The 15,231-nt window shown below is 75.9% G+C and carries 2 protein-coding genes; both read right to left on the reverse strand.

The features are described 5' to 3' along the window. Positions 1–8: 8 nt before the first annotated feature. Positions 9–14,015, reverse strand: a complete 14,007-nt coding sequence (locus tag ACZ69I_RS15555) for a type I polyketide synthase (protein ID WP_470832610.1) — start codon at positions 14,013–14,015, stop codon at positions 9–11. Positions 14,016–14,124: 109 nt separating this feature from the next. Further along, the gene (locus ACZ69I_RS15560) at positions 14,125–15,231 is read right to left on the reverse strand and encodes an arylcarboxylate reductase (RefSeq protein ID WP_470832611.1); all 1,107 of its coding nucleotides are present in this window, start codon (positions 15,229–15,231) and stop codon (positions 14,125–14,127) included.

Consider the following 15,231-nt stretch of genomic DNA (forward strand, 5'->3'; position numbering starts at 1 on the left):
GCTCTCCCTCAGGCGCCGTAGTTGTTGTCGAGCAGTTCGAAGAGTTCGTCGGCGGTGGCGGTGGACGTGTCGGCGCCCTCCGCCCCGTCGGCGTCGCACTCCCGCGGGCGGCGGCCGTTCCAGGCGCGCAGCAGGTCGCGCAGGCGGGCGCCGATCTCGTCGGCGTCCGGCGTGTCCGTGCCCGCGGTGGCCAGGGCGTCGGCGAGGCGCTCCAGTTGGGCGAGGACGGGCCGCTCCGGTTCGGGTGGCGCGGCGAGCTGTTCGTGGAGGTGGGCGGCGAGCGCGGCGGGCGTGGGGTGGTCGAAGACCGCGGTGGGCGGCAGCGGGACGCCGGTCGCCGCACCGAGGCGGTTCCTGAAGGTGACCGCGAGCATCGAGTCGAACCCCGCTTCGGAGAAGGGCCGTTCGGGTTCGACGGCCGCGGTGCCGGAGTGTCCGAGCAGGGCGGCGGCGTGCGCGACGACCAGGTCGAGGACGGTGCGGCGGCGGTCGGTCTCGTCCAAGGGGGCGAGTCGGGCGGCGAGTTCGGCCGCCGGGTCCGAGCCGGGTGGCCCGGCCGCGGGCTCCGGGGCGGTGACCGGCACCGTCGCGGTGACGGCGGTCCGGCCCGGGGTGGGCAGCCAGTAGCGCTCGTGCTGGAAGGGGTAGGTGGGCAGCGGGACGTGGGAGCCGGTGGGCGTGGGCAGCACGGCGGGCCAGTTCACGGGGGCGCCGTGCGTCCATGCCTCGGCGAGCGAGGCGAGGAGGCGGTCGGTGCCGCCGTCGTCGCGGCGGACCGTGCCGACGGCGGCCGCGGGCCGCCCCGCCCGCTCGGCGGTTCCGGCGACCGCGGCGGTCAGCACCGGGTGCGGGCTCATCTCGACGAACAGGTCGTGCCCGGCGGCGAGCAGGGTCTCGGTGGCCCGCGCGAACTCGACCGGCTCGCGCAGGTTGCGGTACCAGTAGGCGGCGTCCAGCGCGGCGCCGTCGACGACGTCGCCGGTCACGGTGGAATACAGCGGCACGTCCGGTGTCCGGGGCCGCACTCCGGCGAGGGCGGAGCGCAACGCGTCGCCGACGTCGGTGACCTGGGCGGAGTGGGCGGCGTAGTCGACGGGGAGCCGCCGGGCCCGTACGGTCTCGCGTGCGCAGTCGGCGAGGAGCCGCTCCAGCGCGGCGGGCTCGCCCGCGACGACGACGGCCCCCGGGCCGTTGACGGCGGCCACCCCGATCCGCTCGCCGTACGGCAGCAGCATCTCCCGTACGCGATCCTCGGGCGCGGCCAGGGACGCCATGCCGCCGCGCCCGGCCAGACGCAGGAGTTCCCTGCTGCGCAGGGCGACGACACGGGCAGCGTCCTCCAGGGACAACGCCCCCGCCACACAAGCAGCGGCGATCTCCCCCTGCGAATGCCCGACCACCGCAGCAGGCACCACCCCGCACGACCGCCACACCTCCGCCAACGACACCATCACCGCGAACAACACCGGCTGCACCACATCCACCCGCTCCAACGACACGGCACCACCAGACCCACGCAGCACATCCAGCAACGACCAGTCAGTGAACGGCGCCAACGCCTCAGCACACTCCACAACCCGAGCCGCGAACACCGGCGACCCCTCAAGCAGTTCACCCGCCATCCCCGCCCACTGCGACCCCTGACCGGGAAACACGAACACGGTCCGCGCCTCGCCCGCGCGGCCGGTGACGGCTCCGGGTGCGGGCGCTCCGTCGCCGAGCGCCGTGAGCGCGCCGAGGATCTCCTGCCGGGTGCGGCCGGTCACCGCGGCGCGGTGGCGGAACGGGGTGCGGGTGGTGGCGAGCGCGTGGGCGATGTCCGCGAGGGGCCGCTCGGCGTCGGCCTCGACGTACTCCCGCAGGCGGCGGGCCTGAGCGCGCAGGGCGGGCGCGGAGGCGGCGGACAGCGGCAGCGCCACGGTGTCGCCCGCAATCGGTTCCGGTGCGGTGGGCGCGACGGGCGGCGGGGCCAACGGGCTGTCGTCCGGGGCCTGTTCGAGCACCACGTGCGCGTTGGTGCCGCTCATGCCGAACGACGAGACCCCGGCACGGCGCGGACGGCCGGCCCCGCCCCACGGCCGCGCCTCGGTCAACAGCCGTACCGCGCCCGTGGACCAGTCCACCTTGGTGGTCGGTGCGTCGACGTGGAGGGTGCGGGGCAGCAGGCCGTGGCGCAGGGCCATGACCGTCTTGATGACGCCCGCGATGCCCGCCGCTGCCTGGGTGTGACCGATGTTGGACTTCAACGAGCCGAGCCACAAAGGCCGTTGCTCGGGGCGGTCCTGGCCGTAGACGGCGAGGACGGCCTGCGCCTCGATGGGGTCGCCGAGGGTGGTGCCGGTGCCGTGCGCCTCGACGAGGTCGACGTCGCCCCCGGTGAGCCCGGCGGCGGCGAGCGCCCGGCGCAGGACGCGCTCCTGCGCGGGGCCGCTCGGGGCGGTGAGCCCGTTGCTCGCGCCGTCCTGGTTGACGGCGGAGCCCCGTACGACGGCGAGGACCCGATGCCCCTGGCGGCGAGCTTCGGAGAGCCTCTCGACCACCACGACGCCGACGCCCTCGCCCCAGCCCGTGCCGTCGGCGGCGTCCGCGAAGGACCGGCAGCGGCCGTCGGGCGAGAGCCCGCGCTGGCGGCTGAACTCCACGAAGGCGTCGGGGGACGCCATGACGGCGGCGCCGCCGACGAGAGCGAAGGAGCACTCCCCCGCGCGCAGCGCCTGCCCGGCCAGGTGGAGGGCGACCAGTGAGGAGGAGCACGCGGTCTCGACGGTGACGGCGGGGCCCTCGGTGCCGAGGGTGTAGGCGATCCGCCCGGAGGCGACGCTCGTGACCGTGCCGCTGAGGAGGTGGCCCTCCACGTCGGCGGCCGGGTCCTGCGGGCCGGTGCCGTAGCCCTGCCCGGCGACGCCCAGATAGACGCCGCCCTGGCTGCCGCGCAGCGCCCCGGGGTCGATGCCCGCGCGTTCGAGCGCCTCCCAGGAGGTCTCCAGGAGGAGCCGCTGCTGCGGGTCCATGGCGAGCGCCTCGCGCGGCGAGATCCCGAAGAACTCGGCGTCGAAGTCCCCGGCGCCGTCCAGGAATCCGCCGCCGTTCGTGTAGAACGTTCCCTCGCGCGCGGGGTCGGGGTCGTAAAGGGCGTCGAGCGGCCAGCCGCGGTCGTCGGGGAGCGGGCCGATCGTGTCCCGCTCGCTCGTGACGAGGTCCCACAGGTCCTCGGGGCTGCGTACCCCTCCCGGGAAGCGGCAGGCCATGCCGATCACGGCCAGCGGCTCGTCGGCGGCAGCGGCGGTGGACGAGGGGGGAGAGGCCTGCGACTCGGCGCCTATGCCGCTCAGTTCGCCGTGCAGGTGCTCCCCGAGCGCGGTGGCCGTGGGGTGGTCGAAGACGGTGCTGGCGGGCAGGGTGAGGCCGGTGGCGGCAGTGATGCGGTTGCGCAGTTCGACGGCGGTGAGCGAGTCGAAGCCGATGTCGTGGAAGGGCCGTCCGGCGTCCACGGCCGCCACCGAGTCGTGCCCCAGGACGGCGGCTGCCTCGGTGCGCACGAACTCGGTGAGCAGGCGGTGCCGTTCTCCGCCACTGGGCAGGGCGGCGAGCCGCTCGCGCCAGCGGGCCGCCGCGTCGGATCCCGTGTCCGGCGCCCGCTCGCCCGCCGTCCCGCTCGCGGCCTCGGGGAGGTCGCCGAACAGAGCGCTCTCACGGCCGGAGCGGAAGGCCGGGGCGAAACGCGCCCAGTCCATGTCCGCGACGACGACGCCGCTGTCGTCGCGTTCCAGGGCCCGCCACAGCGCGTCCAGCGCCACCTCGGGCGCCATCGGCACCAGGCCGAGGCGGCGCAGCTTCGCGCCGGTCTCCCCCTGTGCCATGCCCGCCCCGGCCCACGGCCCCCAGGCCACACAGGTCGCGGCGCGCCCTTGTGCGCGCCGCCGGGCGGCGACGGCGTCCAGGAAGGCGTTGGCGGCCGCGTAGGTGGCCTGCCCCGCGCTGCCCCAGGCGGCGGAGACCGACGAGAAGAGCACGAAGGCGTCCAGGTCGTCGCCGAGCAGCGCGTCCAGGTGGGCCGCTCCGCGTACCTTGGCCGCGGTCTCCTCGGTGAGCAGCGCGGGCGTGCAGTCGGCGATCCGGGTGTCGGAGGTGACCCCGGCCGCGTGGAAGACGGCCCGTACGGGGTCGCCTTCGGCCGCGAGGCGGTCGAGGAGGTCCGCGAGCGCATGCCGGTCGGCGACGTCGCAGGGCGCGACGGTGGTACGCGTACCCGACGCGGTGAGCTCCTGGACGAGTTCGGCCACGCCGGGTGCCCGCGGCCCCTGACGGCTCGTCAGGACGAGGTGGTCGGCGCCGCTTCGGGCGAGACGGCGGGCGACGTGGGCGCCGAGACCGCCGGTGCCGCCGGTGACCAGGACCGAGCCGCGTACGCTCCACTCCGGCGAGGCGCCGTCCGGCGTGGCACGGCCACCGGCGGCGGGCTCCCTGACCAGGCGGCGGCCGTGGAAGGCGTCCGCACGGACGGCCACCTGGTCCTCGGCGCAGCCGCCGTCCCGGGCGCGCACGGACCCCGACAGCAGGGCGCACAGGCGCCGCAGGGCGGTGTCGTCGGGGCGTTCGGGCAGGTCCACGAGACCGCCCCAGCGCTGCGGGTGTTCGAGCGCGGCGACCCTGCCGAGTCCCCACACCTGGGCCTGTTCGGGGTGGTCGGGGCCCCGGCCGTCCACGGCGACGGCGCCGGTGGTGAGGCACCACAGCGGCGCGTCGGCGCCCGCGTCGCCGAGGGCCTGGACGAGCAGGAGGGTGGCCTCGGGCCCGGTGGAAGGGGCGAGCAGCGACAGCACGCCGCGCACGCCGGACGGGATGCGCGCCGCGAGCCCGGACCGGTCGGTGCCGTCGGGGACTCCGAGGACGGAGACGTCGGCGCCGGTCCCGGTGAGCGCGCTCCGGCACACCTCGGTGAGCGGAGCGCCGACGGCCGCCTCGGGGACGACGAGCAGCCAGGTTCCGGTCAGGCGGGCGGGGGCCGGGTCGGGCAGGGCGCGCCAGGTGACGCGGTAGGTCCAGGCGTCCGCCGCGTCGGCGGTACGGGCGGTGCGGGGCGCGGGCCAGTACCTGCGGTGCTGGAAGGGGTACGTGGGCAGGTCCAGCGGGGGCGTGCGGGGCGCGGTGCCCGCGGTCCAGTCGACGGGCACGCCCCGTACGTGCAGGGCGGCGACGGCTCCGGCAAGCGACTCGGCTTCGGTGCGTCCCTCGCGCAGCAGCGGTACGGCGCGGCAGTCGTCCCCGGCGGTACGGCACTCCTCGACGACGCCGGACAGCACGCCGGCGGGGCCGAGTTCGAGACAGCTGGTGGTGTTCTCCGCGAGCAGCGTGCGGACGCCGTCGAGGAAGCGGACGGTGCCGCGCACGTGCCGCACCCAGTACTCGGGGTCGCACAGGTCGTCGGCGGTGGCGCGCTCGCCGGTGAGGTTGGAGATGACGGGGATGCGCGGCGGCTCGTACGTCATGCGCCGTGCCACGGAACGGAACGCGTCGAGCATCGCCTCCACGCGCGCCGAGTGGAAGGCGTGGCTGACCGCGAGCTCCTTGGTGCGGCGTCCCCGTGCCCGCAAGGCCTCGGCGAGGCGCAGGACGGGGGCGCGGTCGCCGGACAGGACGGTGGAGCGCGGCCCGTTGACGGCGGCGACACAGACGCCGTCCGCGTCGGCGCCGGGGTCCGCGAGCAGCGCCCGTACCTCCGCCTCGTCGGCTTCCACGGCAGCCATGGCGCCGCCGCCGGGCAGCGCGTCCATGAGGCGGCCGCGCGCGGCGACCAGGGCGCAGGCGTCCGGCAGGTCGAGGACCCCGGCCACGTGGGCGGCGGCGAGCTCGCCGACGGAGTGCCCGAGCAGTGCGTCCGGGCGTACGCCCCAGTGCTCCATCAGCCGGAACAGCGCCACTTGGAGGGCGAACAGCGCGGGCTGGGTGTGGGCGGTGCGGTCCAGGAGTGCGGCGCCCGCGGTGCCGGGGGCGGCGAACATGACGTCGCGCAGCGGCTGTTCGAGGTCCGGGGGGAGGTGGGGTGCCAGGTGGGTGAGGACGTCGTCGAGCGCGTCGGCGAAGGCCGGTTCGGTGCGGTACAGCTCGGCGCCCGCGCCCGGGCGCTGGCTGCCCTGGCCGGGGAAGAGGAAGGCCGTCCGGCCGGGCGCGCCCGCGTGACCGGTGACGAGCCGCCCGGCGGAGGACCCGTCGGCCAGGGCGTCCAGTGCGGCCAGGACGGCGTCGGGGTCGCGGCCGAGGACGGCGGCGCGGTGGTCGAGCGCGGCACGTCCGGTGGCGAGGGTGCGGGCCACGTCCGCGAGGTCGGTGGGGTGTTCGCCGAGGTGCGTGCGCAGCCGGGTGGCCTGGGCGCGCAGGGCGTCCGGGGTACGGGCGGACAGCAACAGCGGCACGGTGACAGCCGTCCCGGGGACGCCGTCCGGCGTCGGGGCGGGAGCGGGCGGCGCCTGTTCCACGACGATGTGGGCGTTGGTGCCGCTGATGCCGAACGAGGAGACTCCGGCCCGCCGCGGCTCACCCGTCTCGGGCCAGGGCGTGGGCCCGGTGAGCAGCCGCACCTCGCCCGCGGACCAGTCGATGTGCGGGTTCGGTTCGTCGGCGTGGAGCGTGCCGGGCAGCTCTCCGGCGCCGAGCGCGAGCACCGTCTTCATGAGCCCGGCGACTCCCGCAGCGGCCTGGGTGTGCCCGATGTTGGACTTGACCGAGCCGAGCCACAGCGGCCTCTCGGCGGGTCGCCCCGTATGCACGGCCTGGAGGGCCTGCGCCTCGATGGGGTCGCCGAGCACGGTGCCGGTGCCGTGCGCCTCCACGGCGTCGACCTGGTGGGGGTGCAGGCCCGCGTCGGCGAGCGCGGCGCGGATGACCGCCTCCTGGGCGGGTCCGTTGGGGGCGGTCAGGCCGTTGCTCGCGCCGTCCTGGTTGACGGCCGAGCCCCGGATCACGGCGAGCACCCGGCTGCCTCTGCGGCGGGCGTCGCTCAGCCGCTCCAGAAGCAGCACTCCGGCGCCCTCGCCCCACGCGGTGCCGTCGGCGCCCGCCCCGAACGCCTTGCACCGTCCGTCGCGGGCCAGGCCGCGCTGGCGGCTGAACTCGACGAACAGCCGGGGCGTGCTCATCACCGTGACGCCGCCCGCGAACGCCTGGTCGCAGTCGCCGCGCCGCAGTGCCTGGGCGGCGAGGTGCACGGCGACCAGCGACGAGGAGCAGGCCGTGTCCACGGTGAGGGCGGGCCCTTCGAGGCCGAGGACGTAGGAGATGCGGCCGGACATCACGCTGGCGGTGTTGCCGGTGAGGAGGTGCCCTTCGGACACCTCGGGGTCGGCGCCCGCGAGGCCCATGTAGTCCTGGCCGTTGGTGCCGACGAACACGCCGACCCGGCGCCCGCGCAGCGCGGCCGGGTCCTGCCCGGCGTGCTCCGCGGCCTCCCAGGAGGTCTCCAGGAGGAGCCGCTGCTGCGGGTCCATGGCGAGCGCCTCGCGCGGCGAGATCCCGAAGAACTCGGCGTCGAAGTCGGCGGCGTCCGTCACGAACGCGCCCCGCGTGCAGTAGGTGGTGCCGGTCCGGTCCGGGTCCGGGTCGTGGAGCGCCGCCGCGTCCCAGCCCCGGTCCGCCGGCCAGTCGGTGACCGCGTCCCGGCCCTCGCTGAGCAGTCGCCACAGCTCGGCGGGGCGTCGTACGCCGCCGGGGAACCGGCAGCCCATGCCCACGATGGCGATGGGCTCGCCGTCCTGGGCGGCGGACGTCTCCGGCAGAGCCCGGGCGCCGACGGGCCCGCCCGCCGTGCCGAGCTCGCCGGGCGTACCGAGTTCGCTCAGGAGGTGGTCGGCGAGGACGGCCGGTGTGGGCCGGTCGAAGAGCACGGTGGCGGGCAGTCGTACGCCGGTGGCGGCGGCCAGGCGATTGCGCAGCTCGACCGCCGTCAGGGAGTCGAACCCCATGTCCGTGAAGGCCCGTTCGGGGCGTACGGCGTCGGGGGCGGCGTGCCGGAGGACGGCTGCCGCGTGTGTCCGTACGAGGTCGGTGAGGAACCGGGCCCGTTCGGCGGCGGGCACGGCGGCGAACCGCTCGCCGAACGCCGTTCGGGGCGCGTCGGCCCGCTTTCCGCCCTCGTCGTCGTCCCGGCCGGTCAGCTCGGCGAGCAGGGCGGCGGCGCGGGGGCCCGTCGCGTCGGCGAACCGCCGCCAGTCCGCGTCGGCGACCACGACCAGCGCGTCGTCCTGCGCCAGGGCGCGCCCGACGGCGGTGACGGCCGCCGCGGGGTCCATGGAGGCCAGACCGCGCTCCCTGAGCCGGTCCGCGACCCCGGTGGCGAGCATGCCCTCACCGGCCGCCCAGGCGCCCCAGGCGAGGGCCGTGCCGGGCAGCCCGGCGGCCCGCCGTGCGGCGACGAGGAACTCCAGCGCGGCGTTGGCCGCCGCGTACCCCGCCTGCCCCGCGTTGCCCACGACCCCCATGAGCGAGGTGAAGACGACGAACGCGGCGAGGCCGAGGCCCTCGGTCGCCTCGTGCAGCACCTCGGCGGCGGTCACCTTGGCACGGAGCGACACGGCGAGCCGGGCGGGAGTGAGGGCGTCGAGGACGCCGTCGTCGAGCACACCCGCCGCGTGCACGACCGCGGTCAGCGGACGGTCCTGCGGCAGGGCGCCGAGCAGTTCCGCCACCTGCTCCGGGTCGGCGACGTCGCACGCCGCCACGGTCACGGCCGCGCCCGACGCCTCCAGCTCCGCCCGCAGCGCGTCCGCGCCCGGCGCCCGCGGCCCGCGTCGGCCCACGAGGAGCAGATGCCCGGCACCGCACGCGGCCAGCCACCGCGCCACGTGGGAGCCCACCCCACCGGTGCCGCCGGTGACGAGGACCGTGCCGTGCCCGGACACCGCGTCCGGCACCGGCAGCTCGCCGTGCACCGGCGCGGGCAGCAGGCGCCGTCCGTGGACCCCGGTCGCCCGCACCGCGACCTGGTCCTCGTCGGTCACGGACGTCAGCACGGCGCACAACCGCCGCAGCGTCCGCTCGTCCGGCTCGTGGGGAAGGTCGACGAGGCCGCCCCAGCGGTCGGGGTGTTCCAGCGCGGCGCAGCGGCCGAGCCCCGCGACGGCCGCGTGCGGGGCCGCGCCCGGCCGCTCCCCGGCCCCGACCACGGCGGCGCCTCGCGTCACGCACCACAACGGCGCGTCGATCCCGGCGTCACCGAGGGCCTGGACCAGTGCGAGGGTGAGCGCGAGCGCGCCGGGCAGGTCGGTGTGCCCGGGATGCGGGCGGGTCTCGTCCGCCAGCAGGGAGACGACTCCGGCCACGGGCCGCTGCCCTGCGGCCGCCGTCAGCGCGGCGGCCAGCGCGGCGCGGCCCTGCCCGGGCTCCCCGGCGCTCACCACGGTCAGATCGAGGCCGGCCGCCGCCAGCCCGTCCACGACGTCGGCCGCCCCCTCCTCGGGGCACACGGCGAGCCAGTGTCCGGGCGGCGCCGCGGCGGGCGGCAGGTCCAGCGGCCGCCACGCCACGCGGTACCGCCAGGAGTCGACGCGCCGCTTCCGCGTCCGGTCGGCCCGCCAGGCGGTCAGCGCGGGCAGCACCTCGTCCAGGGCCTGCGGTGTCACTCCCAACGTCTGGGCCAGCCGCGGCGGTTCCGCTGCCGCGAGCTCCTCCCACAGCCCGTCCGGCTCCGTGGGTCCACCGGTCGCCTGCCGCGTGGCGGACAGCCAGAACCGCTCGCGCTGGAAGGCGTAGGTGGGCAGCTCGATCCGGGTGGCCCCGGTGCCGTCGAAGGCGGGCGAGAAGTCCACGGCGACGCCCCGCGCGTGCGCCTGGCCGACCGCCAGGAGCATGCGCCGCAGGCCGCCCTCGTTCCGGCGCAGGGTGCTGAGGACCACGCCCGTCGCGCCGGCCGCGTCCAGGGTCTCCTCGACCGCCATGGTCAGCACGGGGTGCGGGCCGACCTCGACGTACGCGCCGAAGCCCTGGTGGGCGAGGGTACGGATGGCGGGTTCGAAGCCGACGGTGCCCCGTAGGTTCCGGTACCAGTACCCCGCGTCCATCACCGAGGTGTCCAGCCACTCCCCCGTCACCGTGGACAGCAGAGGTATCTGCCCGCGGGCCGGTTCGATCCCCTTCAGCGCCTCAAGCACCTCGCTCTCGACGCGCTCCACCTGGGCCGAGTGGGACGCGTAGTCCACCTCGATCCGCCGCGCCCGCACCCCGTCCGCCGCACAGGACGCGAGCAGTTCGTCGAGGTCGCCGGGGTCTCCGGAGACCACCATGGCCGAGGGGCCGTTGACCGCGGCCACCGACAACCGCCCGTGCCAGCCGGAGAGGCGCTCCTCGGCCGCCGCCGAGTCCAGCGCCAGCGAGACCATCCCGCCGTGTCCGACGAGCCGGACGATCGCCCGGCTGCGCAGGGCGACCACCCTCGCCCCGTCCGCCAACGACAGCCCTCCGGCGACCACCGCGGCCGCGATCTCCCCCTGCGAGTGCCCGACCACCGCGTCCGGCACCACGCCGAACGCACGCCACAACCGCGCCAGTGACACCATCACCGCGAACAGCACGGGCTGCACGACGTCCACCCGGTCGAGCCCGTCGCCCGAGCGCACCACGTCCGGCAGCGACCACTCGACGAAGGGCGCCAACGCGGCCCGGCACTCCTCCATCGAGGCGGCGAACGGCGCCGACTCGTCCAGGAGTTCGCGCGCCATCCCGAGCCACTGCGTCCCCTGCCCGGGGAACACGAACACCGTCCCACCGGCCGTCGCCGCCCGGCCCTCCACCACGAACGGGGACGGCTCACCCGCCGCCAACGCCCGTACTCCTGCCAGGAGTTCCCCGCGTCCCCCGGCCACTACGGCCCGGTACTCGTGCCGCGCGCGCGTCTCCGCAAGGGACAGACCCACGTCACCGGTCCGTACCTGCACGCCGCACGCCCGAGCCAGGCGCGCCGCCTGCTCGCGCAGCGCTTCCGGGGACTTGGCGGACAGCACCCACGGCATCGGCGTACCCGGGTCGGCGGCCGCCGGAGCGTCCGGCTCCGGCACCTGCTCCACGATCACGTGCGCGTTCGTCCCGCTGATACCGAACCCGGAGATCCCGGCCCGCCGGGGCCCCTCGCCCACCGGCCACGGTGTGGGTTCGGTGAGCAGGCGGACGTCACCCGCGGCCCAATCCACGTACGGCGTCGGCTCGGTGATGTGCAGGGACCGGGGCAGCAGTCCGTGCCGCATCGCCAGGACCATCTTCAGGACGCCGCCGACACCGGCGGCGGCCTGGGTGTGGCCGATGTTGGACTTGAGGGAGCCGAGCCACAGCGGCCGCCCCTGCGCACGCTGTTGCCCGTACGTGGCAAGCAGCGCCTGGGCCTCGATCGGGTCGCCCAGGCGCGTGCCGGTCCCGTGGGCCTCGACCGCGTCCACGTCCTTCGCCGACAGTCCGGCGTCGGCCAGCGCCGCGCGGATCACCCGCTGCTGGCTGGGCCTGTTCGGAGCGGTCAGGCCGTTGCTCGCGCCGTCCTGGTTGACCGCGCTCCCGCGCACCACGGCGAGCACCGGATGACCGTTGCGGCGGGCGTCCGACAGCCTCTCCAGGAGCAGGACGCCGACGCCCTCGGCCAGTCCGAACCCGTCGGCCTGCGCGGAGAACGCCTTGCAGCGCCCGTCGGCCGCCAGGCCGCCCTGGCTGCTGAACTCCACGAACATGCCCGGCGTCGGCATCACCGTCGCGCCGCCGGCGAGCGCGAGGGCGCACTCGCGGCGGCGCAGCGCCTGCACCGCGAGGTGCAGGGCCACGAGCGAGGAGGAGCAGGCCGTGTCCACGGTGACGGCGGCGCCTTCGAGGCCGAGGGCGTAGGCGACGCGGCCGGAGGCGACGCTGCCGGTGTTGCCGGTGAGGAGGTGGCCGTTGCCCTCCGTCGCCTCGTGCAGGCGGGGGCCGTAGTCCATGGTCATCGCGCCGACGTAGACCCCGGTGCGGCTGCCGCGCAGGGTGTGCGGGTCGATCCCGGCGCGTTCGAGGGTTTCCCAGGACGTCTCCAACAGGAGTCGCTGCTGCGGGTCCATGGCGAGTGCTTCGCGGGGCGAGATGCCGAAGAACTCGGCGTCGAAGCGATCGGCGTCGAGCAGGAACCCGGCTTCGCGCTGGTAATGACGGCCCGGAGCGACGTCTTCGGGGGCGCAGGCGCCCTCGGTGCTCCAGCCGCGGTTGGCGGGGAACGGCGTCACGGCGTCGGTGCCGTCCGTCAGGAGCCGCCACAGGCGCTCCGGGCTGTCGGCGCCGCCGGGGTACCGGCAGCCCATGGCGACGATCGCCACCGGGTCGTCGTCCGGGGCCGCGTCGGCCGAGTCGCGTTCCTCCGCGCCCTCCCGCGCCGCTCGCGGGCCTGCCGGCAACTCCTCCCCGAGCGCTTGGGCGAGCCGCCTCGGCGTCGGATGGTCGAAGACGGCCGTCACGGGCAGCGTCCCGGCACCGGTGAGCGCGGTGAGGCGGTTGCGGATCTCGACCGCCGTCACGGAGTCGAGACCGAGGCCGGTGAAGGTGGCGTCGGGGTCGATCGGCCCCGCGCCGCCGAGCACCGCGGCGACCTCCTGGCCCACGACACGCAGCAGCAGCTCGCGCTGTCCGACGGCGGTGAGGCCGGCCAACTCGTCGCGGAGGGCGGCCCCGGGGTCCGCCGTGTCCGCGTCGTCGTCCGACTCCCGCAGGTCGGCGGGCAGTTCGGCGGGGTGGGCGTCGAGCCCTTCGAAGACGGCCGCGTGGTCGGGGGTGGCGCCGTGCACGTACGTCTCGCCGAGCGCGGTGAGGAACTGGGCACGTCCGCCGTGACCGCGGCGCAGCGTCGCGCCGGTGTGGGCGGTGACGTCCTGTTCGGCGGCGGTCGCCTGGAGGGCGGTGGTGAGGACCGGGTGCGGGCTGATCTCCAGGACAAGTCGGTGGCCGTCTCGCAGCAGGGCCGCGGTGGCTTCGTGGAAACGGACCGTACCGCGCAGGTTGCGGGCCCAGTAGTCCGCGTCCAGAACCGGTTCCGGAAGCAGGCCACCGGTGAGACCGGAGTAGTACGGGAGGTCGGCGCGCAGCGGCCGGACGGCGGCCAGGTCCGCGAGGAGACGCGGCACGATGGCGTCGATGTGGGGAGAGTGAGCGGCGAGTCCGACGGCGATACGGCGTGCGTGGACGCCCTCGGCGGTGAGCCGGACGACGAACTCCGAGGCTGCGGCGGTGTCGCCCGACACGATCACCGCGCCCGGCCCGTTGACGGCGGCGACCCCCAACTGACCCTCGTACGCCTCCAGTCGGGTGGTGACTTCGGCAAGGGGGGCCATGACGGAGACCATCTCCCCGCGTCCGGAGAGGGTGGCCTGCGCCTGGCTCCACAGGGCGACGACACGGGCGCTGTCGTCGAGGGAGAGCGCTCCGCTGACGGCCGCGGCGGAGATCTCGCCGCAGCTGTGGCCCAGGACCGCGGAAGGCTGCACGCCGTGGTCGCGCCAGAGACCGGCCAGTCCGACTCCCACGGCGAACAGGACGGGCTGCACGACGTCGGGGCGCTCCAGGGCGGGCGCGCCGTCGGCGGCGCCCAGCACGTCCATCAGGGACCAGTCGACGAAGGGCTCGAGGGCCTGCGCGCAGGCGTCCACGCGCCTCCTGAACCCGGGCTCCGACGCGAGGAGTTCCGCGGCCATGCCCGGCCATTGGGAGCCCTGCCCCGGGAAGACGAAGGCGGCACCGGCGCCGTCCCCGCCGGGCCCCTCGACGAGGCCCGGGGCGCGGCGCCCGCGGGCGAGCGCGTCGAGGCTGTCCAGGAACTCCTCGCGCTCCCGGGCCACGAGGGCGGCGCGCCGTCCCCGGGCGGTCGTGGCGTGCGCGAGGGCGAGCCCGACGTCCGCCGGGCTCCACTCGGGCAGGGTGTCCAGGTGGGCGCGCAGCCGTCGCGCCTGGGCCGCGAGGGCGCCCCTGCTGTCGCCGGACAGCGCCCACAGGAGGGGGGTCCTGGCAGCGGAATCGGGCAGGTTCACGCCATGGCTCCTCAGCACGCACGGGGGACAGGGACTGCGGGGCGGGGGTGAGGGCGGGCCGGGGTGCGGGGCCCGCGTCGGTACAGGTGGCTCGCGGCGCCGAGGCCCGTCAGTACAGGCCCTCGACGGCGGTGGTGGCGGTCTGGAGCGGACGGACGTCGGCCACGCCGTCGCAGGGCCACTCGGCGTCGAGGTGGCGTACCGCCTGGTCGCGTTCGAGGATGTTGGGCAGGAAGAGGTCGTCGTGCAGCACGGTGAGCCGGACCTGTCCGCTCGCGCCGGGCGGGACGACCTCGCGCCAGTCGTCCTTGCGCACCACGGCCATGGTCACCTGTGGGTAGTTCGGCATGTACGGGATCGGGCCGCCGCTCTCCGGCACGCCGATGTAGGCGGCGTTGCCGAAGGTGTTGCCGTAACTGATGCCGCAGATCCCGCCGTCGAGGGCGGCGCGGAAGTCGCGGTGCATCGCGCCGTTGATCTGGGTGCCGCTCAGGCGTGCCCCGGCGAGGGCCGCGACGCGCTCGGGCGCGTGTCTGCACAGCGCCGCGAAGAGGGCGGGGGTGGTGTTGAGGTAGTCGATGCCGCCTTGGTCCAGAGCGTCGGTGATCTGGTCGAGGAGGTGGCCGGTGTAGCGCTCGACGTCGGCCGGACGGCCTTCGCGGATGAGTCGCTTGACCCAGCGGGGGTCCATGTCGATGGCGTACACCAGGCCCGCGTACAGGTCGGCGACTTCCCAGGCGCCGTGCCCGATGAGGTGCGGTCCGGTGGGGGTCGCCTGGAGCCAGCCGCGGCCGGGCACGAACCCTTCGTGGGTGAAGGACCAGCGGCGCCAGACGGCGCGGTGATGGAGCATGGCAGGGGTGTAGAAGACCCGGCAGGGCCTGCCGGTGGTGCCGCCCGTGTCCCAGACGCGGCCGGCGAGCGGCCTGCGCACGGCGCGTGGCACCAGGTCCGCCGGGTCCACGCCGCGCAGGTCGGCGAGCGGGAACGGGCCGAAGGCCGTGAGTTCTTCGTAGCGCTTGATGTCGTACGGGTCGAAGTCGAGCCGTTCGCGGCGGCTCAGCCAGTACGGGCTTCCCCCGTCGGCGTCGAAGGTGCGCCGCACGACCGCGCGGGTCCATTCGTCGATGTCGATGCCGAGCCACTTCGCGACGAGCGCGTCGGGGTCGGTCACGTCCTTTCCTTGCGGCTCCGCCGTACGGTCGGTTCGCCGCAT

It is taken from the genome of Streptomyces sp. NPDC036815 (assembly GCF_055609205.1).

Coding starts and splice junctions, on each gene's coding strand:
- ACZ69I_RS15560 (WP_470832611.1), bottom strand. CDS start 15,231: ATGCGGCGAACCGACCGTACGGCGGAGCCGCAAGGAAAGGACGTGACC.